General features: G+C 41.5%; 23 protein-coding genes. 11 read left to right on the forward strand and 12 right to left on the reverse strand.

Annotated features, from left to right (window positions below; genetic code table 11):
* Positions 1–53: 53 nt before the first annotated feature.
* Complete coding sequence (locus FSB76_RS05285) at positions 54–290, reverse strand: helix-turn-helix domain-containing protein (RefSeq protein WP_147052534.1); 237 nt, start codon at positions 288–290, stop codon at positions 54–56.
* Between the two features lie 317 nt (positions 291–607).
* On the opposite strand from FSB76_RS05285, the gene FSB76_RS05290 reads away from it, so the two are divergent.
* Entirely contained in the window at positions 608–925 is a 318-nt protein-coding gene (locus FSB76_RS05290; protein WP_147052535.1) for a hypothetical protein, read from the forward strand.
* 124 nt (positions 926–1,049) lie between these two features.
* Here FSB76_RS05290 and FSB76_RS05295 read toward each other — a convergent pair whose 3' ends face one another.
* The 6 genes from FSB76_RS05295 to FSB76_RS05320 form a co-directional block, all read right to left on the reverse strand.
* Positions 1,050–3,410: an ABC transporter permease gene (locus FSB76_RS05295; RefSeq protein ID WP_147052536.1), complete on the reverse strand. Its 2,361-nt coding sequence runs from the start codon at positions 3,408–3,410 to the stop codon at positions 1,050–1,052.
* 133 nt (positions 3,411–3,543) lie between these two features.
* Entirely contained in the window at positions 3,544–4,356 is an 813-nt protein-coding gene (locus tag FSB76_RS05300) for a DUF4097 family beta strand repeat-containing protein (protein WP_147052537.1), read from the reverse strand.
* A gap of 11 nt (positions 4,357–4,367) precedes the next feature.
* Entirely contained in the window at positions 4,368–5,219 is an 852-nt protein-coding gene (locus FSB76_RS05305; RefSeq protein WP_147052538.1) for a DUF4097 family beta strand repeat-containing protein, read from the reverse strand.
* 11 nt (positions 5,220–5,230) lie between these two features.
* Positions 5,231–6,049 carry a HEAT repeat domain-containing protein gene (locus FSB76_RS05310; RefSeq protein ID WP_147052539.1) on the reverse strand — a complete coding sequence of 273 codons (819 nt, stop codon included), beginning with the start codon at positions 6,047–6,049 and terminating at the stop codon, positions 5,231–5,233.
* A 4-nt stretch (positions 6,050–6,053) separates the two neighbouring features.
* Entirely contained in the window at positions 6,054–6,578 is a 525-nt protein-coding gene (locus FSB76_RS05315) for an RNA polymerase sigma factor (RefSeq protein WP_147052540.1), read from the reverse strand.
* Positions 6,579–7,060: 482 nt separating this feature from the next.
* Entirely contained in the window at positions 7,061–9,646 is a 2,586-nt protein-coding gene (locus tag FSB76_RS05320) for an ATP-binding protein (protein ID WP_147052541.1), read from the reverse strand.
* Positions 9,647–9,815: 169 nt separating this feature from the next.
* Between FSB76_RS05320 and FSB76_RS05325 the strand changes: the two genes are divergently transcribed.
* Positions 9,816–10,238, forward strand: coding sequence for a secondary thiamine-phosphate synthase enzyme YjbQ (locus FSB76_RS05325; RefSeq protein WP_147052542.1), 423 nt, complete (start codon positions 9,816–9,818; stop codon positions 10,236–10,238).
* A 182-nt stretch (positions 10,239–10,420) separates the two neighbouring features.
* Positions 10,421–11,122 (forward strand): NUDIX hydrolase, encoded by a 702-nt coding sequence (locus FSB76_RS05330; RefSeq protein ID WP_147052543.1) that lies wholly within the window; start codon positions 10,421–10,423, stop codon positions 11,120–11,122.
* Between the two features lie 543 nt (positions 11,123–11,665).
* On the opposite strand, the gene FSB76_RS05335 is transcribed toward FSB76_RS05330, so the two are convergent.
* Positions 11,666–12,592 (reverse strand): TolB family protein, encoded by a 927-nt coding sequence (locus FSB76_RS05335; RefSeq protein ID WP_158642842.1) that lies wholly within the window; start codon positions 12,590–12,592, stop codon positions 11,666–11,668.
* Between the two features lie 124 nt (positions 12,593–12,716).
* On the opposite strand from FSB76_RS05335, the gene FSB76_RS05340 reads away from it, so the two are divergent.
* Entirely contained in the window at positions 12,717–14,006 is a 1,290-nt protein-coding gene (locus FSB76_RS05340) for a DUF885 domain-containing protein (protein WP_147052545.1), read from the forward strand.
* Between the two features lie 50 nt (positions 14,007–14,056).
* Here the strand turns inward: FSB76_RS05340 and FSB76_RS05345 are convergent, their stop codons facing one another.
* Positions 14,057–15,004 carry a Smr/MutS family protein gene (locus tag FSB76_RS05345; RefSeq protein ID WP_147052546.1) on the reverse strand — a complete coding sequence of 316 codons (948 nt, stop codon included), beginning with the start codon at positions 15,002–15,004 and terminating at the stop codon, positions 14,057–14,059.
* A gap of 136 nt (positions 15,005–15,140) precedes the next feature.
* On the opposite strand from FSB76_RS05345, the gene FSB76_RS05350 reads away from it, so the two are divergent.
* Together FSB76_RS05350 and FSB76_RS05355 are read left to right on the forward strand one after the other, a co-directional pair.
* The gene (locus tag FSB76_RS05350; protein WP_147052547.1) at positions 15,141–15,647 is read left to right on the forward strand and encodes a DUF892 family protein; all 507 of its coding nucleotides are present in this window, start codon (positions 15,141–15,143) and stop codon (positions 15,645–15,647) included.
* Positions 15,648–16,002: 355 nt separating this feature from the next.
* On the forward strand, positions 16,003–17,805 hold the full coding sequence (locus FSB76_RS05355) for a M1 family metallopeptidase (protein WP_225976428.1): 1,803 nt from the start codon (positions 16,003–16,005) through the stop codon (positions 17,803–17,805).
* A 73-nt stretch (positions 17,806–17,878) separates the two neighbouring features.
* On the opposite strand, the gene FSB76_RS05360 is transcribed toward FSB76_RS05355, so the two are convergent.
* Positions 17,879–18,277: a YtxH domain-containing protein gene (locus FSB76_RS05360; protein WP_147052548.1), complete on the reverse strand. Its 399-nt coding sequence runs from the start codon at positions 18,275–18,277 to the stop codon at positions 17,879–17,881.
* 259 nt (positions 18,278–18,536) lie between these two features.
* Positions 18,537–18,731, reverse strand: a complete 195-nt coding sequence (locus FSB76_RS05365; RefSeq protein ID WP_090644815.1) for a cold-shock protein — start codon at positions 18,729–18,731, stop codon at positions 18,537–18,539.
* A 398-nt stretch (positions 18,732–19,129) separates the two neighbouring features.
* Here FSB76_RS05365 and FSB76_RS05370 point away from each other — a divergent pair, with 398 nt between their 5' ends.
* The 5 genes from FSB76_RS05370 (at position 19,130) to FSB76_RS05390 (ending at position 23,288) form a co-directional block, all read left to right on the forward strand.
* Positions 19,130–19,558: a hypothetical protein gene (locus tag FSB76_RS05370; protein ID WP_147052549.1), complete on the forward strand. Its 429-nt coding sequence runs from the start codon at positions 19,130–19,132 to the stop codon at positions 19,556–19,558.
* A gap of 196 nt (positions 19,559–19,754) precedes the next feature.
* Positions 19,755–20,651: a hypothetical protein gene (locus FSB76_RS05375; protein ID WP_147052550.1), complete on the forward strand. Its 897-nt coding sequence runs from the start codon at positions 19,755–19,757 to the stop codon at positions 20,649–20,651.
* 254 nt (positions 20,652–20,905) lie between these two features.
* On the forward strand, positions 20,906–21,559 hold the full coding sequence (locus FSB76_RS05380) for an HAD family hydrolase (RefSeq protein WP_147052551.1): 654 nt from the start codon (positions 20,906–20,908) through the stop codon (positions 21,557–21,559).
* A gap of 89 nt (positions 21,560–21,648) precedes the next feature.
* Positions 21,649–22,419 (forward strand): hypothetical protein, encoded by a 771-nt coding sequence (locus FSB76_RS05385; RefSeq protein WP_147052552.1) that lies wholly within the window; start codon positions 21,649–21,651, stop codon positions 22,417–22,419.
* Between the two features lie 104 nt (positions 22,420–22,523).
* Positions 22,524–23,288, forward strand: a complete 765-nt coding sequence (locus tag FSB76_RS05390) for a hypothetical protein (RefSeq protein WP_147052553.1) — start codon at positions 22,524–22,526, stop codon at positions 23,286–23,288.
* Positions 23,289–23,367: 79 nt separating this feature from the next.
* Here FSB76_RS05390 and lysA read toward each other — a convergent pair whose 3' ends face one another.
* A complete protein-coding gene (gene lysA, locus FSB76_RS05395) occupies positions 23,368–24,573 on the reverse strand; it encodes a diaminopimelate decarboxylase (RefSeq protein ID WP_147052554.1) in 1,206 nt (401 codons plus the stop codon).
* Between the last annotated feature and the right edge of the window lie 196 nt (positions 24,574–24,769).

Below are 24,769 nucleotides of genomic sequence, written 5' to 3' on the forward strand. Positions count from 1 at the left end.
AAGCCACTCCACAGCCAGGGATGACAAATATATTTTCAGGCCTTACTTTTAACTTAGGCCGCTACACCATCGGCATTAATAACCTCGGCCGGGTCTATCTCCAACACGCGGCAAATCTTAAAAAAACGCTCTAAGGTTAGTTTAACATAGCCCAATTCAATTTTACTGTAGGTATTTTGCGATACATTCAACTTGGCGGCAAGATATTCCTGCGAGTAGGCCAACCGTATCCTGGTATTACGGATGTTTTCGGCTATGGTTTTTACGCTGTGGTTTACTAAAGCACTCATTGGTTATGGCTTATTATTTATTACATAAACGCAATAAACAATAAGTTGGATTTATTAAAAACTCGCTTACTTCAATAAAGAGTAATAGCGCAGGTTGTAGCCCTTTTAGGAATATTCACGAAGGCGTGATGCAATATGCCAGGCAATTACCCAATTTGAATGGCAATATAACAGCTGCAGGCACTGCGCGAAAGCGTACATCTGCTGTATCAAAAATGAACGAAGTCGAACACGCATACCGCATAATGCATTGATATACAATTAAATAAAAGCATGGCATTTGGTTTGCTTTACACATTTCATTAAGGGCAAGCACCATGAAGCACCATAAACAACTGGAACGGCGCACATTTTTACAAGACCGTTTTGACATTTTAATTAAACGACAAAAAAACGGCACGGCAACTTTTAACGAGCTAACGGAACTTGACGATATCGTAAACCGCGACCCCGCCATACGCGAAAGTATCCTGGTAGAAATGCAGGAAGGAGATGCTCCTGATGATCACGCACTGCCTATTGAAAAAGCAGCTATTGAACCAGTAAAAAAGCTGAGCCTGCTTGATGTAATTCGAGGATTTATTAACAGATGGTTTGTAACCGAACCTGTTGGAATGAAAACGGTATTGATTTAGAGCAATATTAACAGGCCACAGCTGTTTTAGCTGGCCAATTTTAACTACCGCTAATCAAAAACGCAAAATAAAGGGTGAAAGCATTCCAATACCTTTTGCCTTTCACCCTTTGCCTTTCCCCTCCCTATTCGCTCCTCAAACTTTTTACAGGGTTCATCAGTGCGGCTTTAATTGCCTGGAAACTTATGGTAGCAAAAGCAATAAGTATGGCCATAAAGCCGGCAGTTACAAACACCAGCCAGCTTACATTAATCTTATAGGCAAAATCCTGCAGCCATTTGTACATGGCGTACCAGGCCAGGGGCGACGCGATAAGTATCGCTATGAAAACCAATTTTATAAAATCGCGGGCAAGCATGCTTACTATGCCGCTTACAGTTGCACCCAACACCTTGCGAACGCCAATTTCGCGTGTACGCACCTGTGCGGTATAGGCGGCCAAACCCAATAAACCAAGGCATGATATAAATATGGCAATGCCAGCAAAATAGCTGAATAGCTTACCCTCCTGCTGCTCGCTTTGGTACATTTTATTGAAAAGATCATCCAAAAAATTATAGGCAAACGGGTATTCGCCATTATATTGTTTAAATTGCTTTTCGGCAGCACTTATTGCCTTTTGCGCATCGCGACCAGTGGTTTTAATGTAGATGGTGTTTAGGTACGCGGGCTTGTACCAAAACATGGCAGGTGCAATTTTCACTTTCATAGATGCGTAATGAAAATCTTTAACTATGCCTATGATGGTGCCCTTAACGCCTTGCATGGTAAAACTTTTGCCTATAGGGTTAGTAATACCCATTTCCTTAATGGCTGCTTCATTCAACACATAATGCGAAGTATCAGCTACCGAACCGGTAAACGTGGAGCCCTCTTTCATATTCATTTTAAAAAAGGATACCATGTCCTTATCTACCACAATCGGGTGGATCATCATATTCTGTTTCGGATTTTTGCCATCCCAATCCAACCAGCCTGTAAAACCACCGTAACGGATAATATTTTGGTTGGACCGGGTTACCGCCAACACGCCGGGCTGTTTCAATAATTCGGCCTTTACAGCATCGTAGTGCGACGCCATATCACGCATCCAAAAGCTGATCACATTCTCCTTGTCGTAACCCAAATTCTTCTGCCGGATGTAGTTTAACTGTCCCGTAATAACCATGGTACCGATGATGAGTACAATCGAAAACACAAACTGGGTTACCACCAATATTTTACGAAAAAGCACATCGCCAATACCTGCCGAGATCTTTCCTTTTAAGGCCTTTAACGGCTCAAATGACGACAACAGTAATGCAGGATAAATACTCGATAGCGCTAAGGTGCCCCCAATGGCAGCGAGAAGGATGAGCCATACGTGATAATCGCCAGGGTTAAACACCATTTCCTTGTTAAGCAGATGGTTAAACATCGGCATTAATATAAATATCAACCCGATTGCCAGCACCGCGGCCAGCGAAAACAGTAATGCCGTCTCGACAATAAACTGCATAAACAGTTGTATTTTGGCCGCGCCGATAATTTTACGCATGCTAATCTCTTTTGACCGCAGCATAGACCGAGCGGTTGAAAGGTTTACATAATTAATGCAGGCAATAACTAATATCAACAGTGCTATAATAATAAAAATGCGCACTGTAGATATACCCCTATCGCTCATATCGGCATTGTACAAGTGCATTTTTGCTATGGGCAGCAACAGGTATTCGGCATCGGTATCATCGGCCTTATGGTTAAGATGAATCTGGCGTATTTTGGTGGTAAGCGCTTTGGTTGCGGTACCTGGTTTAAGCTGCAAATACGTTTCGTAATTAAAAAAGCTAAAGTTATTACTCAGGTCGTTTTTGCTTGCCAGCATCGTTTTTTCGTGAAAGCTCATAGGCATCAGCATATCGTAATTGATGCTCGAGTTTTTAGGAAAATCGGCTATTACGCCGCTTACTGTAAAATTGGCCTTGTTCCCGTCTGCATTGATAACTTTACCAATCGGATCCTGATCGCCAAAGAATTTCTGAGCAGTTTTTTGGGTGATAACGACCGAATTATCATCATTAAAAGGCTTGCCTGCGTTCCCTTTTATCAAATGAAAATCGAACATCGAAAAAAAAGAAGGATCGGTAAAGGCTGCATTCTCATCTCCAAAAACCTTATCCTTGTATTTGTACAGCGAAAAATTATAGTTGCCGGTAATACGCACAGATTCCTTTACTTCGGGTAATTGCTGTTTGGCCATAGGGCCAATTGGCGCTACGCCTACACTATATATCTGCCTGCTGGCACCCGTGCCCCCAAATAGCTCCAGCCGGTAAATATCCGGGGCTTTGGCATGAAAACCATCAAAACTTAACTCATCCTGCACCCAAATGAGTATCAGGATACCAATAGCCAAACCAAGCGTTAAACCGGCAATATTGATAACCGAGTAAAACTTATTCTTAAGCAAATTGCGCCAGGCTGTTTTTAGATAATTTTTGAACATGGGAGGATGATTTGAGGATTTGAGGATTTGAAAATTTGAAAATGAGTTTGATGATTGTTGCAATGGGAATAAGCCTTCGCCCGCCAGGCGCTTCATTTACATTTTCAAATTCTCAAATTTTCAAATTAAAGAACTACTTCGCTTTCCTGATATAAACCGCGCCGAAGGTGGTTTTCATCATTACTTCGGGGCCGCCGCCTGCAATTTTGCCGTACACCCATTCGTCAACCTTCAGGCCGTACATGCCGTCTTTATTGGTGCGGGTTACGTTTGGCTTTTGTTGCTCGGTGGATACATCAAAATCGGTAAAGATATCGCCCCTGTCTGATTTCAGTTTCACATTGGCCTTCAGGCTTGCAGGAAAGGTAACATCTATTTTGCCATTCAGGGTCGAAAACGCCATAGCTGCCTTTGGGTCGATGGATTTAAACGTAACGATTACCGGGCCGTTTACGGTTGTGGCCACCACAGATCCCGATATGTCTGTAAGTTTTATAGAACCATTTACATTGCTCACCTCCAGTTCACCATCCAGGTTACTGCCTGTAATATCGCCACCATTTACGGTTGATATTTTAAAAGTGGACGTGGTTTTAGGAACCTTGATGGTTAAATTAACCTGTTTGCCCATGCTGCTGTGTACAGTTACCTGGTTGTTATTTTCCTGGGCACTGATATCCATACCGTTGCTGTTTAAGCGATGCATACCGCTTACTTTATCCTTTTCTTTATCACGGTCCCGGTGTCTGTCGTCCAATTGGCCTTCAACAACAATGCTTTTACCTTCGTAACCTATCACCGTAATTGATCCGTCGACCAACCCTACGTTGAGTTTAAAGGGTTTACCCGGATCGCTCAGCGGAACTACAAGTTGTTCCTGCGCCAAAAGCCGGGCTGTTATCAGGGTGGCTATCGCTAATACACTTAAAAATTTTATCGTTTTCATCTTATCGTTTGTTATTGTTGTTTTTTGATATAAATATTCCCGTTAAGGGTCTCGAATTTGAATAGTTTACCGCCCGAACCAATGCGTACATCAGAATTTGAACTGAGTTTATAGGTAGTGCCGGCTCCGCTTTTTGCCTCGGTTTTTACTACTTTGCTTGGCATCACCTGGGCATCCGGAAAGTCGGTAAAAAACTGCCCGTTCATACTTTTAAAAGTCAGGTCGGCTGATAGGTTGGCCGGGTAGGTAATATTCATCTGCCCGTTGATGGTGTGGTACGATGATTCGCCGGGGGGCACGGCCAAATAATTCACTGTTACCGGACCATTTACGGTATGTGCGATGGTGGTTCCTTTAGCGTTAATGATCTCTAATGAGCCATTTACATTGTTCACTTTTAATGATCCGTATACATCTTTAACAGTAATATGGCCATCGTTTACTGTTGATACTGCCAGGCTTGCATTAAAAGGCACTTTGATGGTGTAATCCAGGTGTACAGTATAATCTCTCCGGTGCCCTTCATCGTTACGGTTCCAGGTGTGCGGCCGGGTATCATAAGGCTCGGCAGTGTAAGCTATCACACTATCAGCTTTCTGATCAAAGCCCAGTTTAACTTCTTTTTTAGCTATGTCAACATCGGCCTGGGTTTTACCCTTGATGGTTTCGTCAATTTCCATTAATACTTTGTCGCCGCTGTAACCCTCTACCTTAATAGTTCCCCAAATGTTGTATACTGCAACCGTGCCGCCGCTAACGGTAAATTGTTTGGTAATGTGCTCTTTAAACTCCTGTGCCTGCACGCTGTTTTGGGCAAGGCATAGCCCGAGTGCCGAAAAAACGGCAAGTAAAACTGGTTTCATAATTATTGTTTTTAAATGAGTTGTGTTATGGTTTGTTTGATTTTGTCTTTTACGCCAGGATTTAGCCCTTTTTGTTTTAGTAATTCTTTAAACGAATTCACCGACTTTTTTTCCTGCAGCTTCAGCATCACGTCGGCAATGGCCGATTGTAATAATGGCGAATCCTGCTGAACGATGGATGCTATAAGTCCCTGCCGCACCTCCGGATGGGCTGCCAGGTGGGTTAAAGCATCCAGCGTACTTAAACGCACGTTTACGTTCGGATCGTTGTTAAGGGTAGCAAACAAGGCATCAATAACCTCCTTATCGGCATGCTTAATCTCGCTGGTATAGCTTACCCCTCTTATCCTTTCAGATGCCGACGGGTTTTCCAACAACGCCAGCATCATGGTTTGTTTTAGTTCATGTACCTGCGAAGTAAGATTTTTTAACTGCTCGTCCTGTTTGCCTGCTGTGCTTCCCCTGAAAGCCAGGTAACCGGCGCCAAAACTAACTAATACTATAACCAGGCTATAAGCCAGTGGCCAGCGTTGTTGCCATTGCCATAAGCGGGCAAATTGTTCTTTTATACTAAAAACAGGCTTATTCTCCTCAACCGATTCCTTGTAAGTATCCAGCATAGCTTTAAACTTTAGCTCCATATGGGCACCTGGCTCAGGTGCCTGTATATCACCCATTAAAGCCCACACCTGCTGCATTTCGGCAAGTTGCTGCATGCAATCCTGGCAACCCGATACGTGTTTTTCAAACTCATCACGCCCGGCAGCGGTTAACTCATTGCTTATATAGCCGCTAAATTTTTCTTCGTATTGCGCACAATTCATCTTCATCTGTTTAACGTTCCATTTTGGCGTAAATATCTTTTAACTCCTGCATAGCCCTAAAGGCGCGCACTTTGGCAGCGCCCTCGGTAATGCCTAAAATTTGCCCTATTTCCTGGTACTTCAGCTCCTGAAAACGGCTAAGCGTTAGTATTTCCCTGTTGTCATCGCTCAGCTTTTCCATCGCCTTGTATAACCCTGCGTTGGCCTGTTTCTTTTCAAGATGTTCATCAGCGTTGGTGCCTCCCGGCAGCCTGTCGGCCAATTCGCCTATATCCTGGTGTACGCCTTGTTTTCCACCTTTTTTGGCATTGTCTTTTAACACGTTACGGGCAATCTGGTACATCCAGGCCACAAATTCCCCCTCGCCCGTAAAACTGCCACGATACCGCAGCATTTTGTAAAACACGGTTTGTACCATATCCTCGCTGGCCTCGCGCTGATAGGTCATGTGGAACAGGAAGCCATATAAGGCACGGTAATGCCTTTGGAACAGCAGCCCCATCCTATCCAGCTCTCCGGCTTTTACCCGGAGCATGATCGTGTTATCACTTAGTGCGTTCAAAAAGGCCTGGTTGCGTTAGTTATATATTGGAGACCGCCGTAATTTTAATTGGTTACAGGAAATTTAAACTTTTTTTGGGAAAAGGGCGAAAGGTTAAAGGCGAAAGGTTAAAGGTAAAAGCAGGGCAAACGCATCTGAATAGCTAATGGAATGAGCTTATGGCGTCGGGAAGACGTAAGCATCAAACGACATCTTGTTTTTATTGGCTGATCGTGGTTAAATGATCCAGCTAACGAAGGGATTTGTATTGGCCAACAACAGGCGTAATTATTTGGATGCACCTAAATTTCGCTAATTTTAATGTTAACCATAAAAAAATACAAAACATTGGTTATCAAATATTTATAAAAAATATATTTGAAATATTTTAAGTTATGTTAACCCAAAACGTAAAGTACTAAACAACGGCTTGAACGCAGGCGACGACTCATTTCATCCCCTAAGAACCATCATACCTACTCCAGCGGCAATGTAAACCAAAATGTACTCCCCTGCCCTAATTCACTTTCCACCCCAATTTCGCCGCCATGGCGTTTGACAATTTCCGAACTGATATATAAGCCCAAACCCAGGCCGGCGTTTTGGTAGCTGGCAGGTTCGGCCCGGTAATAACGATCAAAAAGATGGCCTATTTTTTCTTTTGACATACCCGGGCCGGTATCTTTTACAGATATCCTGGCAAAATCATCCAGTTTTTCGATGACGATATAAATAATTTTTGACTCGGGCGCGTATTTAACAGAATTGTTTACCAGGTTTACCAATACCTTGTCTACCTGTTGTTCGTCAGCATAAACAATTAAACTTTCATCACCCTGAACTATAAGTTCATGCTTGCCGGTTATACGCACATGACTGCAGCAAACATTTAGCATGGCTGCAATATTAAAAGGCTCTTTGTGAAGTTGTAGTTTTGTTTCGTTCATCCGGCTCACATTCAGCAAATCTTCAACCAAAGCGCTTATTTTGCCCATGCTCCGGCTCGATTGCTCTATCAGCCTGGGTAGCATTTGCGACGATGGATCATCCTTCATACGCTCAAGCAATTGCAACGAAGCTTTTAAACTTGTAATTGGCGTTTTAAGCTCATGACTGGCAATACTGATAAAATCATCTTTGCGTTGTTCCTGCTCACGGCGGTCGGTTATATCAAACATTACACCCGAAAAATGCGAGGGCTTGCCAGGCTCAGCTTCATATAACTTACCTGTAGCTTTTACCCACCTGGTTTGGTTATCGTGATAACCAACAATGGGGTGTTCAATTTCATGCATTGCGCCCGTTTCTATAGAATGTTCAATAGAGTTGAGCACCATTTCGCGGTAAGGTTCCGGTATTTGCCGGGCAGCTGCATGGTATGACATTTCCTCGTCGGCATTAAAACCAAACAACTGCCTAAGCCTGCCATTTGTAATTAATTCCCGTGTAGCTGTATTAATGTACCATGTACCCATATCGGCAGCCTCTACAGCAATACGCTGCTTTTCTTCTGCCCGTTCAATGGCTTTTCGGGCTTTTACCTGCTCGGTTACCACATGGGCCAGCAACATAATACTGATAGTTTTACCTGCCGGGTCTTTTAATGGCTGATAAACAAAGTTGGAGTATACCTCTTCAATTTTCCCTTCCTGTTCCAATAAGGTTTTAACTTCGTTACCGTAATAAGGGTTACCGCTTGCGTAAACATTCTCCAGCAAATCCAGGTACTTTCGTCCAGTCCATTCCGGAATTGCTTCTTGCAGAGGTTTACCAATAATATCGTCAGTTTTTCCCCATACTTCTAAAACCTTTTTATTGGCCGATTCAACAATAAAATTGCGGCCTTTCAATACAGCAATTGCAACAGGAGCATCGGCCAGCATATAACTTAGCTTAGCCTCACGCTCGGCCAGTTCAATAATATTCGCACTTAAATTCTCCTTTGCTTGTATCAGTTCTTCGTTGGTAGCCAGCAGCTCTTCATTTGCGGCAGCCAATTCCTCGTTTGATGCACCTATCTCTTCGTTAAGCGCCTTTTGCTGGTCGTAACTTTTCTCCAACAGCTGCCGGGCTTCAACAATCCCCGTAATATCATTGGCGGCAACTACTATCCCGGTTACATTTCCATCTGCATCAAATAAGGGGTCGTAGTAAAAGCTTATGTATTTAACTATCGTACCGGCCGGTGTATTTAAATAAAATAATTCTTCATCCTCACCATAACTGATACCTGTATCGTAAACCATGGCCAGGAAAGCGGCAAAGGGCTGCCCTTCTAATTCGGGCAATAGCTTCAGTAGCTGTTTCCCGGTAATATCTCCGGCAATTTTACCCCAAATATCGGCAATTGCCTGGTTTGCTATTTCAATTACCCAATTACGCCCTCTTATTATGGCCAGCGGGTTACGCGCTGTAGCTATCAGGGTTCTTAAATTCAGTTCACTCTCAAATAGTTCTTTGGTACGCCTGGCAACCCGTTCTTCTAATAATACGTTCGCCCGCTGTAATTCTTCCTGTGTTGCCAACAGTTCTTCATTGCTCGCCTCCAATTCTTCTACCGTGGCTTGTATTTCATGGTTGGCCTCACTCAATTTACTGTTAACTGTTACAAGCTCGTCTTTTGAAAGTGCGAGCCCCTTTTCGGCCAATACCCTATCGGTTACATTGGTAACCATATGAATTATGTACTGGATATTATGGGCATCGTCAAAAACAGGAGTATTTAAAGGTTCCCAGTAGCGGGTTATAAATTTGCCGGCAACTACAGGGTGCGGTACATCATAATGCTGCAGCGCCATTTTATGGGGCTGCTTATTGCGTAAAACTGATTGCAGCGATGCATTTAGGTTAAATACCCCTTTCGCTTCCGGCGTATTTGGGTTATCAGGAAAAACGTCAAATACATTGCGCCCTACTATGTTTTGGCGGATGGTTTCTGTTTCCCTTAAATATTGATCACTGGCGGTCAGTATCAGCAATTGCGGCGACAAAATAGCTATAGAAACCGGAACGGTTTCCAATACCTTAAGCGTTTGGGCAGATGGACCAATATTTATAGACATAGATAGGTTATAAGCCGCAATTTACTTGGTGTTTTGCAAAATTTAAAGTAATAATTAAAATAAACCCCAACGTTAATTTATTTTAACAAAACAATATTGTAGCTACCGGGAATAATACATTCTTAAACTAATACTCTCTAAATTTGTTACCTAACTACAGTTTTAAAAAATGCAGATACACCAGCAAGCTATCAGACTACGCGAACGCAAACGAGGTTTCCATTTAATAACCGCCGAGGTGTTGCAGGCACTGCCGCAAATAACCAGTATCAGGATAGGCATGTTACAGGTTTTCATTCAACATACTTCGGCATCGCTCACCATTAATGAAAATGCCGATCCAACTGTACGCCTGGATTTTGAAATGTATTTTAACAAAGCTGTACCCGAAAATGACCCCGACTACCGGCACGATGATGAAGGATCTGACGATATGCCCGCCCACTTGAAAGCGGCAATGTTAGGCAGCTCGGTAATGGTACCTATCCGTAACGGCAGGCCTGCGTTTGGCACCTGGCAGGGTATTTATTTATGCGAACACCGCAACTATGGCGGCAGCCGCGATTTGGTAATTACTGCCTGGGGAGAATAGCCTTATCCATCCCCTACCAAAGTTTTGCCAAAAAATCCATTGCAGATTTTCCTTATTTTTTGTCAGATTACCGTCTTAAACACACTAATTAAACGCTATCCGCCAGAGATGGCTCAGGCAGGGCTTCACATATCCCAAATGTTATTATATATTTGTTTTTGTTATAAACCTTTACGATAAAAATGCAGAAGTATTCGAAACAAACCAGGTTATTATTAGCTGTAGATTGTATAATTTTTGGCTTTGACGGGGAGGTTTTAAAAATATTGCTGATCAAGAGAGGGTTTCAGCCCGAAAAGGGTAACTGGAGCTTAATGGGTGGCTTTGTTCAGAATGAAGAGAGCCTTGACCAGGCGGCTAACCGTATTCTGAAACAGCTTACCGGCCTTGAAGGCGTGTACCTTGAACAATTATACACCTTTGGCGATCCGAACCGGGACCCATTAGAACGCACCGTTTCTGTGGCTTATTTTGCTTTAATTGACATTCATAAATATGAAACCCAAATAAGCGCCGATTATCATGCCGAATGGTTTCAGCTAAAACGGGTGCCGAAACTGATATTCGATCAGCAGGAAATGGTTGAACAGGCGCGCAAACGCATCCGTTACAAAGCGGCCATGCACCCCATCCTGTTTGAGTTGTTGCCTACAAAATTCACCATACCACAGTTACAGATCCTGTACGAGAGTGTATTTAATACCACTATTGATAAGCGCAATTTTAGCAAACGGGTACTGGCTACGGGGCTGCTTATTAAACTGGCCGATAAGGATAAAGCAGGCTCTAAACGAGGGGCTTACTATTACCAGTTGAACATGCAAAATTACTATGCAAAATTCCAGGCGTTCATGAATTTTATCCCAAATCCGGATAGCTTGTAAGGGATGATAAGATTCTTCGACCGCTACCTATAACATATCAAATTTTCCTGTCATCCTGAGGTACGAAGGATCTATCAGATCTGCATGACTGATAGAAAAGTTCGCGAATAGATGCTTCGTACCTACCCATGACATGCTGTTAATACCCCTTTGTCATTCTGAGTTACCACCAGGTAAGCTGGAAAAAACAGTGATGACGTTTGTGAAATAACATTTATAAAACCCTCATTGCGAGGTACGAAGCAATCCCGAACTATGTGGGACTTAGCATGTCGGGGATTGCTTCGTACCTCGCAATGACGGTAATTTTATATTGATATTCAGCAACTTACAAGTACGTCATTATAAACAGAGTGAAGAACTATTTCTTGAACGAAGTGAAAAATCTGTTAACCGACATGCATCGCCGACGGAAAAGTTCGCGAATAGATCCTTCACTACGTTCAGGATGACAGTTCTCTTATTGTATGTCATTCTACGTTCAGAGTTTCGCCGAATTTTACCCCTACCTATAACAAGTCTGATATTCCATACATTCCACTATTACCAATCGGGGTTGAATTTTACCCAATAAATATCATCCCAACCGTTTCCCGCACCACTTAACAGTTCTTTTAATTGCCCGTAATTTTTGGATTTACCATTTATCAAACCTTTGTTTAACCTGCTGCTGGTAAATACCAGGTATTTTTTATCCCAGGTTACAAAAGGGCAATAATCAATAGCTACGGAGTTAATTGGCTGTGGCAGATGCTTTACTGGCTTCCAGTTACCCGCCTTATCTTTACGACTCATGTATAAATCTCCACGGCCAAGGTTATCCGGCCGGCCATCCGAACTAAAAAGAATAAATTGCTCGTCGGGATCAACAAAGGCATTAAACTCATCGTATTTGGTATTGATGTCTTCGGGCAGGCTTTCCGGCTTGCCAAAACCGCCAGCTGCCACCGGTTTGCAAATTACAATATCCTCACTGCCCTTGCCATAATCGGCCTCTACAGTAAAATACAAGTTGCCGCTGTGGGTTATGCTGGGGTAAAATTCGTTTTTATCGGTGTTAACTATCGGGCCTAAGTTCTCCGGTTCTGTCCATGTACCATTCGGTTTGCGCTTAATCCGCCAAATGTCAAAGTCTTTTTTTACGGGATTGCTTGCCGTAGGCCTGTCTGATGAGAAATAAACCATTTGCCCATCGGGCGAGAAGGCAGCCTCCAAATCTTTATACCGCCCCGAAAATGGGGCAACCTGCGGCTTACTCCATTTGCCATTATTTTTAACAAGGTGTAAAATGGTGCTGGTTACAAAACGGGGCTGTTGTAAAGTATAAAATATCTCGTCGCCTTTTGGCGATATGGCAAAGTCGCGGTTGCTTAGTCCGTCTGTAAGCAGTCCTTCAGCAAAAAACCTCGGGGTGTCAGTTGGTAATGTCGCATCGGGATAAATTACCTGGGCAAGAGTTTTATTACCCATAATTAATAAGAGAGTGGCAAAAATAATTTTATACATAGCGGTTACAATTTACATTATAAAGCGCATGTTTTGTAACATCGGTACCAAATTATCATCGAATATATAACCATTCAAATACCAGTTGATGAAGATAAGTTTATGTTGTTTTTACTTTTTTATGCTGTGCTTAGTTAATGCCGGCGCGCAGGAAAAGTTTGATGCTTTTTCGGACAAGTTTGTAAAGGATTACAATGCCCTTAACCTGCCGCAGCTTGAGCTGAGTTATGTAAGTGGGCTAGAACACATTGGCAGCCCTGAAAGCATACAAAAGCAAGTTGCTTTTTTTACCTGGGCTCAGACAAGCCTTTTAAATTATAAAGCCGATAAACTAACGCAAGCACAAAAGCTGGACTATAACCTGATCACCTATGAAACTGGGCTAAACCTGGAGCGCCTTGCGCTGGAACAGGAATGGGTAAAACACCGACCCGACAAAATACCGGCAGGCGGCATTATAACTATACCCAACGGTAAGGCATGGTATGCCTATTTACTGAAACGTTGGGTAAGCGCCAAAGTAACACCCGACGAGATTTACAAATTTGGCCTTACGGAAGTGGCCCGCGTACAGCGGCACATTGAATTAGTGCGGCAACAAACCGGTTTACCAGATGATGTTTTTTATAAACATTTAAATGATGCCGTTTTTTTTGAAAGCGACCCTAAAGTAGTGCAAGAAAGCTTTGAGCATACCAAAGCAATTATATATACCAACCTGCCCAGGCTGTTTAATGATGCGGAGCCAAACCCTTTAAAAATAAAAGCAGGCGAGAGTAAGCAACTGGCGCAAACACCGGGCTATTACGATAACAATACTTTTTATTATAACCTTTTTGATAAGCCTTACAATAAGCGCCAATACGATTGGCTGTTTATTCACGAAGCCGTTCCAGGGCACCACTACCAGGCAAGTGTTGAAAGCAAAACCAAAACATCGGCAGTACAGCAGCTTTTTTATTACATGGGCTTTGCCGAAGGCTGGGGTGCATATACCGAAGAATTAGGCAAGCAATTAGGGGTATATCAAACGCCCTATGATGAGTTGGGCAAATGGGAATGGGATATAGTACGATCGGTACGTGTACCGCTTGATGTTGGGCTAAACTATTACGGCTGGACGGATGAACAAGCACTTGCCTTCTGGAAAAAGAACATCCGCAACCAGGATGACATAGCCCTGCGCGAAATAGCCCGTATGCGCCGCTGGCCTGCCCAGGTAGTTACTTACAAATACGGCGCGCTGCAAATACTGCAATGGAAAGAGGAATTACAAAAAAAACAGGGCAATGAATTTAACATCAGGGATTTTCACTCGCGCGTGCTGGATCATGGCTCGCTGCCCTTGTTTTTGGTAAAAGAAAACGTATTCAGGTAAATAAAACCTGCGCTGTTATTTATACTACCGCAGGTTTTATTTACCATGTATTATTTCAGGATAACCTTTGTGGCGCCATAGCCAAATTTTTCTTTACGGGCATCCATAAAGGTTTGTACTTTGGGGTGTTTGCCCAATAGTTTATGTAGTTCGTGCCGTAAAATACCATTGCCGGCTCCATGAATAAATGTAATATCAGGTAGCTGATGTACTATGGCCGAGTCAAGCGCTTTGTGAAAGTGTGCAAGCTGGATCTGGATCATTTCGCTGGCCTGTAAAAACTGATGATCGTCGCGCAGTTTCTCTATATGCAAATCAACCTCGCTTACCGGTTTTTCAAATACAACCTTTTCTTCGGCGGGCTTAAAAAAGCTTTCTTTTAGTTTTTGGGCGTCTATCACCAAATCCGGCTCGTCAAGCCTTATCAGCCAGCCGGCCTGGTTTAACAAAGGCACCTGTTTTTTGGTTGATGAAAAATCCTTTGCCTTAAACTTTTCTTTTACAACCAATGGCAAAGGTGACTCGATATTCTGTTTGGTGTTATAAACAATATGGAAAGTAAACAACGGCCATAATTGCAAATCGGCCAGTTGAGCCGAGTAAATTTTTTCTGTGGATGATGGAGCTATTATGCCGGCAAACTCGCCTTTAAATAGCTGCTGCTTTTCGGTACTAAAGGCAGCCAATAGGTGGAATGATGTAGTGTTAACCAAATGAAAATGAACTACCGACGGTGCCTTTACATCAGTCACCACACCAATATAAATGCCTTTTTTTTCAAATACTCCCAAATCAACAGGCTTTTCATCAACTATAGCTGCTTTTTTTGCCCCGGCAGGTTCATAGCCGTGTACCGTTGTTACTTTGCTGGCCAGCACCGGAATTTCAAATTCGTCATCTCCGGTTACCCCTATCATTTGGTCGTCAATAATTCGGGTTACAAAACCTTCCATTTTTTCGTCAACAAACCGAACAAAATCGCCTAATTTATATTTCATAGTCATGCTTATCAGCAGGCAAAGTTAGCTTATATAGGCACATTAAAATATAAAATAAAATTAACCCTATAAGTATTACTTTTGGTTATCCTTCCGATAGGCTAATCTACTGATCACAACATTTATTTTTAAAGATATGAGCGGTAATACCCCTAATTACTTAAACCACTATTCGCTAAAACAGGTTTTTTTACACAACCTTAACCGGATTTATTTTGGCAAGTGTTATCTCAATAATAACATGGAGCATATTATAAGCCTGGCATCCTTCCATAATCTACAGCTTGCCATTCACGAGTTTTGGGATGATATTAAAAAACAGATAGCCCGTATGGACGAAGTTTATGCCTATATGGGCGAAGCGCCATCGGATAAAAACTGTAATCCCATAAAATCAATTGTCAAAGATCAGTTTTGCCTGGATGAAAAACAGGAAATAACTATTTTGAGCGATATGGACATCATTATGTACCTGCAATTACTTGAGCATGTTAATATTACATCCTGCCGAATGCTGATGATGGTGGCCAAATTGTTGAAATATGACAAGGTTAACCAATTACTTACAGAATGTTTTGACGAATCGACAGACAACGACCGCCTGTTTATGCTTATATCACAGGAGTACCTTAGCGAGGGGTAAGTTAGATTTCAAGGGTCATCATAAAAAAATAAAGCCACCCAAACAAGTTCGGATGGCTTAAATATTAGTTATTTAATACCCCTATTAAAATAACTTGAACAAATAAAAAAAATATTTCCCATAATCGCAAACTATTTATTCTCAATTAAAAAGATGTTACAATTTTGTTACGAAAAACTGACCAATAAGTAGGTGCATTAAATTTTTATTTAGTTTGTAACTATTTGATGTTAAAAGCATCTTTACAAAAGTTGACACACTGAATTTATTTATATTTATGAAACTGATCAAACCAATCGCGTTATGCGCGTTATCTTGTTTTGCGTTGACGCAGGTAAGAGCCCAATCCTTGTACATGCCACGTGACATTCAAAAAGCGTTTACAAAAGGAACGCGACAGGCCGATGGTAAACCCGGGCAAAAATACTGGCAAAACCATGGCACCTACAATATTACCATTACTGCCCTACCGCCAGATAGGAATATTAAGGGATCAGAAACCATAAGTTACGTAAACAATAGCCCTGATACGTTGAAAAGGCTTAATATGAAGCTGATTTTGAATATCCACAAACCAGGTGTTGCCCGGTTTGGCGATGCAGAAGAAGATTATCTGACCAGTGGCATTCAGTTTGATAAATTTTTGATTAACGGCGAGGCTAAAAAAGTTAATAGTAAAGGGGCTTCAACCAATATGGCAGTAAGTTTAACAAAACCTTTAATGCCGCATGATTCGCTGAAACTGGATATCGACTGGCATTTCCAGATTTCGTTACAAAGTGGCCGCGAGGGTATGATAGATTCTACCTCCTATTACCTGGCCTATTTTTACCCGCGCGTATCAGTTTATGACGATTATAACGGCTGGGACAGGTTGCCTTTTTTAGATGCGCAGGAATTTTATAACGATTTTAATGATTACACCCTTACCGTAAATACCCCTAAAAACTATATAGTTTGGGCAACAGGCACGTTGCAAAACCCTAACCAGGTTTTACAACCAGAATACGCCAAACGCCTGGCAACATCCATGACCAGCGACTCGACCATACATATAGCAACTGCCGCCGACCTTGCCAGAAAAGAAATTACAGCGCAAAAAGACCAAAACAGCTGGGTTTGGAAAGCCAATGACATCAGCGATATGGCCGTTGGCATCAGCGATCATTATGTATGGGATGCCGCAAGCGCTATTGTTGACGATGCCACGCACCGCAGGGCGAGCATGCAGGCTGCCTTTTTAGATAAATCAGAAGATTTTCATCATGCCGTGCAGGCCGGCCGGCATTCTTTAAGCTGGTTATCACACAATTGGCCGGGAGTACCTTACCCCTTCCCCAAGATGACCGCTTTCCAGGGTTTCGCAGATATGGAATATCCTATGATGGTTAATGACAGCCATACCGATGATATCCAGTTTGCAGCCTTTGTTCAGGATCATGAAATTGCACATACCTATTTCCCATTCTATATGGGCATTAACGAAAGCCGTTATGCTTTTATGGATGAAGGCTGGGCCACAACTTTTGAACGTTTGATTGGCACCGACGAAGTAGGCGCCGAAAAAGCCGATGCCCTTTATAAAAACTTCAGGATAAACGGATGGATTCATGATGCATCATCCGCAGAAGACCAACCCATCATCACCATGTCGAACGAATTGAGGGGTGGCTATGGTAATAACTCGTACGGTAAGCCATCATTAAGCTATTTTGCCTTGAAAGATATGCTTGGCGACGACCTATTTAAAAAAGCGTTGCATGGCTATATGGACCGCTGGCACGGTAAGCACCCGATACCATGGGATTATTTTAACTCTATGAGTAATATATCTGGCATTAATCTCAATTGGTTTTTTAATAACTGGTTTTTCACCAATTACTACATCGACCTTAACCTGTTGAAAGTTAGCAAGATTAAAGATGGTTATACTGCCGATATTAAAAACGTAGGCGGTTTTGCCATTTCGTTTGATGTGAAAATAACTTATGCCGATGGAACAACTGAAATCAAACATCAGACGCCTGCTGTTTGGCAAAAAAACGAAAAACAGATTTCGGTTAACATTAAAACTGCCAAAACAATTCAAACTGTAACCTTAGACGGTGGCATTTTCATGGACGCAACCGAGAATAATAACACATTCACTATTAAATAAGATCAATAATATTTAAAACAAAAAAACCGGCAATTTCTGGCCGGTTTTTTTGTTTTTAGCTTAGTACTAAAAATTATGCATTTTGTATAGTATTGTTCCAGTTGTTTGCTGTAGTCTTTACTTTTGATTTTGCATCATCAACAACCTCTTCGGCTACATGTTGTGCCTTTTCTGTAGCGGCCCTTGCTTTTGATTTTGCCGCTTCCAAAGCATCATCTTTATAATCATAAAGATCGCTAACAGTACCATTAAATTTTGATTTGGCCCTTTCAACTGCATCACTACTATATTGTTTTATGCCACTGGCAGTTGTTTGCGCCTTGTTTTTAGCGGTATCAACCAGGTCGTTTATATAGTCGGCAATATCGTCTCTAAGTTCGTTGCCTTTTTCAGGAGCCAACAATAAACCCAATGCAGCTCCGGCTGCTGCACCTACTAACAGTGCGGCTATAATTTTTGCTTGATCTTTCATGTTACTCGTTTTTTTGTAGATATGATTTAACCTGAATAGCTTAGAACAACAACAATGCCAGTTTTGGGGTGGGATGAAGAATCAAGAGACAAGAGTTAAGACTTTTTGAACTTTAGTATCTTCGGACTTTGAAATACCAATGACCAATGACGGCGCAGCCTAATGACTGATGACAGCGCAGCGAAATGACCAATGACTAAAAAAAGAAAGGCATCCACTAAAAAGCGGATGCCTGGTATGCTTAATGGTTATATTATACTTAGATAACTTTTACATTTACCGCATTTAAACCTTTTCTGCCGTTTTCAACTTCAAATTCAACTTTGTCGTTTTCGCGGATCTCATCGATCAGGCCTGTCGAATGAACAAAAATGTCCTGGCCACCACTTGTTGGCGTAATAAATCCAAAACCTTTTGTTTCATTAAAAAATTTTACTGTTCCTTCTTTTTGCATTATGTTATTTATTAAAGGCGGCAAGGTAGGGAAAATTTTATTGATTTGAAGATTTGAAAATTTGAGAATTTGAAGATGAAGAGAGGCTGGTTAGTCAAAAACTTAAATAAAAACCAGCATATCTCATTTAAGTTCAAAGTATTAAACCGCTAACAAACTAATTTTCAAATCTTCAAATTCTCAATTTTTCAAATTAAATTTACGCCACTATGGCAAGAAACCCGCGCATAATGGCACATGCAACAAATAATTGTTTTGGGAAATTAGCCTACATAAATATTATATTTGTGGGCAGTTACACTTAAACCTTTTGATAATCGTTACGTCATAGTTGTATGTAACTAAATAGTTGCAAAAAACGTAAACAACCATAACCAATCCGAACCAACAAAAAAGTCATGAAAAGTATAATTCTGTTAACGCTCAGTACGTTATTTTCAGCCGTGGCTTTCGCTCAAACCTCAAGCCCTGCTGGCCCAACCAAAGTAGATGAAAAAGTGAATCTTGTTGCCGCTAAAACCGAAGTAGCATCGGCCAAAGCCGAAGTAACAACCTCTAAAACAAACTTAACCGCCGCCGAATCGGAACTGGCAGCTGCGCAGGCAACACTTGATGCAGCCATTGCCCAAAAGGCAGATAAAGTAACTATAGCCGCGGCCAAAGCCAACCTGGCTACAGCAAAAGAAGACGTAAAAGCAGCAAGGAAAAATATTAAAGTTGCCAGGGAAGTACGCCTGACAGCCAAAGAAGAAGTGAAAGATATAAAGAAAGAAATAAGGCAGACTAAACATGACATGGTAAAACATCATGCAACACGTGTAAGGTAAATGTAATTTTGATACAAAAAAGCTGCTTTTAAACAAGCAGCTTTTTTTATATGGTTTATTAAAACTTGAGCTTTAATAACGGAGGGTACATCGTATTCTCCATCCTGCTGTAGGGAGCCGGGATAACAACCAGTATTCCCATTTTATAATAATGATAAAGCCAAATAGCAATCATCCGATTGATGTATAACAAAGAATGAAAATTATATACGCTTCACTATTGATACCTATCCTTTGTTTGCTTTGTGCAAAGCAAATTTTTGCTCAAAGTAACCCAACCGATAAAGTTGATAAAACAGACAAGACTGATAAAGACGACAAGGCAGGATCATTCAAATTTGGCATCAACTACCTGAGCAACAACGTAATTATGGGGCGGGCAGATACCATAAAAACCCCAATGCTAATTCCTGATATTAAGTATACTTTTAGCAACGGCATATATTTTTCGGGAAGTGTTACTTATATACCCAACCGAATTACCGGCAAACTTGACGAGGGAAACCTTACAGGAGGGTATGATTTTGATATTACTGATAACCTGAGCGCCGAAACCTCATTTTCAAAATTATTCTACAATAAAAACAGTACCCAAATAGGTTCGTCAATAAACAGTACCATTAACGCGAGCCTTGACTACGACATTTCGGGCATTGTAACTCCTACTATAGGTGCCGATTATAACTTTGTAAGTAAAGGGTTTAAAAACGATGTTTTTGTAAATGCAGGCTTATCCCATGATTTCATAACTACAGGAATTATCAACGACGACGATTTCCTGGTTATCTCGCCGTTGGCTGAGGTTAACGGAGGTACGCAAAATTTTTACGACGCCTATCTTACGCAAAAAAAATACAAACTTGCAGCCAATACCTCAAAAGCGCTGGCTAAACAAAAAGCCAGGCTTAGTAAATTTAACCTGCTTGATTATGAGTTTTCGGTGCCAATGGCCTATAAAGTGGGGGTATTGATACTTCATACTACGCCTTCATACGCTATTTCGCAAAATAAGCTGCCCGCAAATATTACCGGTAGCATGATAAACAAACCCGGTATATTTTATTTTGATATTGGTGCCACCATTAAACTTTAGCGGGGCGCGGCACGATAACCAAACCAGCTATCAATAAAAAAAGCCCTCCGGCCTTTTGGGCCAATGGGCTTGCTAAAATCAATAATCGCGCAAAAACAACCACAACACAGTCCTTATTATTTTAGCTACACTTTAAATATCACATTAACTATTTGGTTAACTAAAATTCTGCCGGTGTATTATATGAATATACGCATGGAAGCATTTTTTAGTTTTTATTAAGTGTATTTTGCGCCAAAAATTCGAAATACACTATGAAGGCCTTTATATTCGACCTTAATGGCACCATGATAAATGACATGCCCTATCATACCAAAGCCTGGCAAACGCTTTTAAACGACCAGTTAGGCGGTAATTTTTCCTGGGAGGAAGTAAAAAAAGAGATGTATGGTAAAAACCCCGAAGTACTGGTGAGAATGTTTGGGCCCAACCGCTTTACGGTTGACGAAATGAACGACTTATCTTACAAAAAAGAGCAAAAATACCAGCAGGAATTTTTACCTCATCTGGCACTTCTGCCCGGTTTAAGTGCGTTTTTAGAAGCCGCTTATCAAAAAGGGATCCCTATGGCTATAGGTTCGGCCGCAATCCCGTTCAATATCGACTTTGTACTGGATAATCTGAACATCAGGCATTATTTTACAGCGATAGTAAGCGCCGATGATGTACTTTTAAGCAAGCCCCATCCCGAAACATTTTTAAAGGCTGCAAAGCTTTTAAATGCCGAACCAGCCAACTGTATAGTATTTGAAGATGTACCCAAGGGTGTTGAAGCAGCAGCCAATGCCGGCATGAAAGCTGTGGTGCTTACTACCACCCATGTTGCCGAAGAGTTTGAAACATTACCCAATGTGCTGCACTATGCTGCCGACTTTAATAATGTGTATTTTAACAACCTGTTAGTTTAATTATAAAAAGCTGTTGCAAAATAGCCCCGCTTCGCGTATTGTGATTTAGTAACCAATCTTAAATCCCGGCAACTAAATCTTAATCATACATGAAATTCAAGTTTTGCATGCCTGCATTGTTGCTTGCATTCATAGTAAGCTCATGCAGCGACCATGTTTATGGCCCCGCATTGCGACTTGCCGATATTGCTTATATGCCCAAGCCTATAAGTACAGATTCGGCAAAATCGGCAAATTACATTAGTGGTGGTCTTGGTATTGCCCAGGGTTCGCATTATAATGATTTACTTACCAGCGGGCAGTTAAATTTAAGCCGCGCCAACACTTTTAAGCACTTTAACGTAGCTTATGGCGTTTTCGGGGTAGCTGGTAATTATCACAACAACAAACTGGCAAAGATTGATCCTTATTATTTCAACAACAAGTTTTTTGGCGCTGCGGGTGGCAGGCTATCTGCAGACTATTTTATTCATAGCGGCCGTTTTGATTTTAGGATCATTGGTTTTGAGGCGGCATACAGCAATGAATTTGGTAGTTACGCTTCATTCAGAAAGGCCGTAGGCGACCAAGAGCATTACCACGCCGATAGTCGCGATAATCTTTTTTCTATGGGGGCCACCTCCGAGATTGTGTTTCGTGGCCGGCACAATTATCAGTTTGGTTTAAGGGGATTTGCCGGCGGCACCTTTGGTAACAATGGTATTTATAACCATTATACTGATGGCGAGGCCCTAAAAATTGAACGCTTGCCCAATGGTCCTGGATTTTTAACCTTGGCTTATTTTATGCAGCTTAATAATTTTATAACCATTATTGAGGTAAGCAGCTACGCGCAACTAAGGGTTGGCTACAGGTTTTAAATGATTGATGAGGATATATTTACGATTAAACCCATTGAATTGTGATTAAATTAACTTACTATTAAATAATATTACCAGCATCAAAACCAGATAAACTTATCTTTATGAAAATAAAATTTTACTTACCGGCAGCAGCGTTAATTTTGGGTTTGTTAAGTTCATGCAGCGATCATGTTTACGGACCGGCGCTGCATAAAAGCGATATAGCCTACATGCCTAAACCGATGTCGATGGATAGTGTTAAATCGGCTACCTATGTGTCTGCCGGGCTCGTGCTCGATTTTGGCAATAACCTTACCGATCAGCTTACAAGCGGCCAGTTAAACATCAGCGAAGCACATACGTTTAAAAACTTTAACCTGGCTTATGGTGCATTTACATCATTGGGTAGTTACGCAAATTACGATTTACAGCAGGGCGACGCGCATTATTTTAAAGATAAATTCTTTGGCGCAGTGGGTGGCCGTTTATCAGGCAACTTCTATATTAATAATGATGGCCGTACCGATATCAGGATCATTGGCTTTGAAGCGGCCTATAGCCATGAGTTTGGCGATTATGCCAAATTCAGGAAGGACGTAACAGGCGATCCTAACTTTTATACAGATACGCGTACCGAATTGTTTACTGGTGGCTTAACCAGCGAAATTGTTTTTCACGGCCGCAAGCCCAACACCCAGATGGGCTTCAGGATATTTGTTGGCGAAACATTTGGCAACGACAATATTTACAACAACAATAAAAACGACTATGTGACTTACAAAACGCCGACTTATGTTGCATTCTCTTATTTCATACAATTAAAACAATATTTTGCCGTAGTTGAAGGTGGTACCTATGTACAGTTCAGGGTTGGTTTAAAGTTTTAAGTCGAAAATCCAAAGTCCAAAGTTCTAAGTCAAAATCAGACTATGGACTTTGGACTTAAGACTTTGGACTTAAAACAAGCTATTCCGAATAAATACTCCCTACCCTATCGCGAAGGTTGTAACCAGAGGCCATCACTTCGCCATATGCACCGGCAGTACGTACGGCAATCAGATCTCCACGGAATGATTCCGGCAGGTCAACATCCTTCTGAAAACAATCTGTGCTTTCGCAAATGGGGCCTACCACGTCGTATTTGATATCGGTTGCCAGTTGCATGTTGGCAGTTGCCGGTGATGAGTTGTCTTGATTCTTGATTCTTGATTCTTGACTCTTGCTTATATTTTCTATCTGGTGGTAAGCCTGGTAAAGCATTGGGCGTATCAGTTCGGTCATGCCGGCATCCAGTACCAGAAAGTTTTTCTTTTTGCCATTTTTCACATACAACACCCTTGATATTAGCGAGGCGCTTTGAGCTACCAAAGCACGGCCAAGCTCAAAGTGTACTTCCTGCCCTGGTTTTACGTTCAGGAAGTTTTTAAACACCTGGAAATAATTTTCAAAATCGGCAATATTGGTGTCGGGGCTGTAGTAATCAACACCTAAGCCACCGCCGGTATTTAGTACTTTAACCGGGAAACCATGATCTTCAAACCAGTCCTGCATTTCGTTAATTCGGGTACAAAGGCTTTTATAAACCTCCAGGTCGGTAATTTGTGAACCTATATGAAAGTGTATACCTAAAAACTGCAGGCTGGCACATTTGCGTAAAGCAGTAGCCACATCGGGCAGCTGCCATATATTGATGCCGAATTTATTTTCATCTAACCCGGTAGTAATAAAATGGTGTGTATGTGCATCAACATTTGGGTTAATACGGATAGCTACATTGGCCTTTTTGCCTTTGGCCGCCGCCAATTCATTAATCACTTCCAACTCCTGAACCGACTCAACGTTGAAACAAAAAATATCGGCATCAAGCGCGTAGTTTATTTCACGGTCTGATTTTCCTACCCCCGCAAAAACCACTTTGCCTTTGTCAAAACCATGTTCAATTGCTGCCCTCACTTCGTTGCCGCTTACGCAATCGGCACCAAAACCAAAAGATTGGATCATATCCAGCACTCTGGGGTTAAAGTTTGCCTTCATGGCATAGTGTACATGAAAGCCATGTTTTACCGAGGCATCACGACATGCATCCAATGTTTCACGCAATACCCCCATATCGTAATAATAGAAAGGGGTATCTAACTCTTGAAATTTATTTATATTAGCTTTACTAAACATAGTAATGAAGAATAATCTGTCGGTTATATTATGTGTATCTGTTTGTGTACTTGCCGGTCTTTTATCCAGCTATAAATTGTATCATGATAGAAAGCTTACCTTAAAACTCTTTATATTAAATACCTTTATTTCGGCAACAATTGCCGCTTTTTGTATATGCATCTTATTAAGATAAATTTTACTTTCTTAATCAAAT

It is taken from the genome of Mucilaginibacter ginsenosidivorax (genome assembly GCF_007971525.1).
Taxonomy (GTDB): domain Bacteria; phylum Bacteroidota; class Bacteroidia; order Sphingobacteriales; family Sphingobacteriaceae; genus Mucilaginibacter; species Mucilaginibacter ginsenosidivorax.

Bases quoted from the DNA above. Each gene is read 5' to 3' on its own strand.
- FSB76_RS05380 (WP_147052551.1), top strand. From the start codon at position 20,906: ATGAAGGCCTTTATATTCGACCTTAATGGCACCATGATAAATGACATG.
- FSB76_RS05340 (WP_147052545.1), top strand. From the start codon at position 12,717: ATGAAGATAAGTTTATGTTGTTTTTACTTTTTTATGCTGTGCTTAGTT.
- FSB76_RS05325 (WP_147052542.1), top strand. From the start codon at position 9,816: ATGCAGATACACCAGCAAGCTATCAGACTACGCGAACGCAAACGAGGT.
- FSB76_RS05370 (WP_147052549.1), top strand. From the start codon at position 19,130: ATGAAAAGTATAATTCTGTTAACGCTCAGTACGTTATTTTCAGCCGTG.
- lysA (WP_147052554.1), bottom strand. From the start codon at position 24,573: ATGTTTAGTAAAGCTAATATAAATAAATTTCAAGAGTTAGATACCCCT.
- FSB76_RS05375 (WP_147052550.1), top strand. From the start codon at position 19,755: ATGAAAATTATATACGCTTCACTATTGATACCTATCCTTTGTTTGCTT.
- FSB76_RS05330 (WP_147052543.1), top strand. From the start codon at position 10,421: ATGCAGAAGTATTCGAAACAAACCAGGTTATTATTAGCTGTAGATTGT.
- FSB76_RS05385 (WP_147052552.1), top strand. From the start codon at position 21,649: ATGAAATTCAAGTTTTGCATGCCTGCATTGTTGCTTGCATTCATAGTA.
- FSB76_RS05320 (WP_147052541.1), bottom strand. From the start codon at position 9,646: ATGTCTATAAATATTGGTCCATCTGCCCAAACGCTTAAGGTATTGGAA.
- FSB76_RS05345 (WP_147052546.1), bottom strand. From the start codon at position 15,004: ATGAAATATAAATTAGGCGATTTTGTTCGGTTTGTTGACGAAAAAATG.
- FSB76_RS05310 (WP_147052539.1), bottom strand. From the start codon at position 6,049: ATGAAGATGAATTGTGCGCAATACGAAGAAAAATTTAGCGGCTATATA.
- FSB76_RS05350 (WP_147052547.1), top strand. From the start codon at position 15,141: ATGAGCGGTAATACCCCTAATTACTTAAACCACTATTCGCTAAAACAG.
- FSB76_RS05285 (WP_147052534.1), bottom strand. From the start codon at position 290: ATGAGTGCTTTAGTAAACCACAGCGTAAAAACCATAGCCGAAAACATC.
- FSB76_RS05355 (WP_225976428.1), top strand. From the start codon at position 16,003: ATGCCACGTGACATTCAAAAAGCGTTTACAAAAGGAACGCGACAGGCC.
- FSB76_RS05335 (WP_158642842.1), bottom strand. From the start codon at position 12,592: ATGGGTAATAAAACTCTTGCCCAGGTAATTTATCCCGATGCGACATTA.
- FSB76_RS05290 (WP_147052535.1), top strand. From the start codon at position 608: ATGAAGCACCATAAACAACTGGAACGGCGCACATTTTTACAAGACCGT.
- FSB76_RS05305 (WP_147052538.1), bottom strand. From the start codon at position 5,219: ATGAAACCAGTTTTACTTGCCGTTTTTTCGGCACTCGGGCTATGCCTT.
- FSB76_RS05300 (WP_147052537.1), bottom strand. From the start codon at position 4,356: ATGAAAACGATAAAATTTTTAAGTGTATTAGCGATAGCCACCCTGATA.
- FSB76_RS05360 (WP_147052548.1), bottom strand. From the start codon at position 18,277: ATGAAAGATCAAGCAAAAATTATAGCCGCACTGTTAGTAGGTGCAGCA.
- FSB76_RS05295 (WP_147052536.1), bottom strand. From the start codon at position 3,410: ATGTTCAAAAATTATCTAAAAACAGCCTGGCGCAATTTGCTTAAGAAT.
- FSB76_RS05365 (WP_090644815.1), bottom strand. From the start codon at position 18,731: ATGCAAAAAGAAGGAACAGTAAAATTTTTTAATGAAACAAAAGGTTTT.
- FSB76_RS05315 (WP_147052540.1), bottom strand. From the start codon at position 6,578: ATGCTCCGGGTAAAAGCCGGAGAGCTGGATAGGATGGGGCTGCTGTTC.
- FSB76_RS05390 (WP_147052553.1), top strand. From the start codon at position 22,524: ATGAAAATAAAATTTTACTTACCGGCAGCAGCGTTAATTTTGGGTTTG.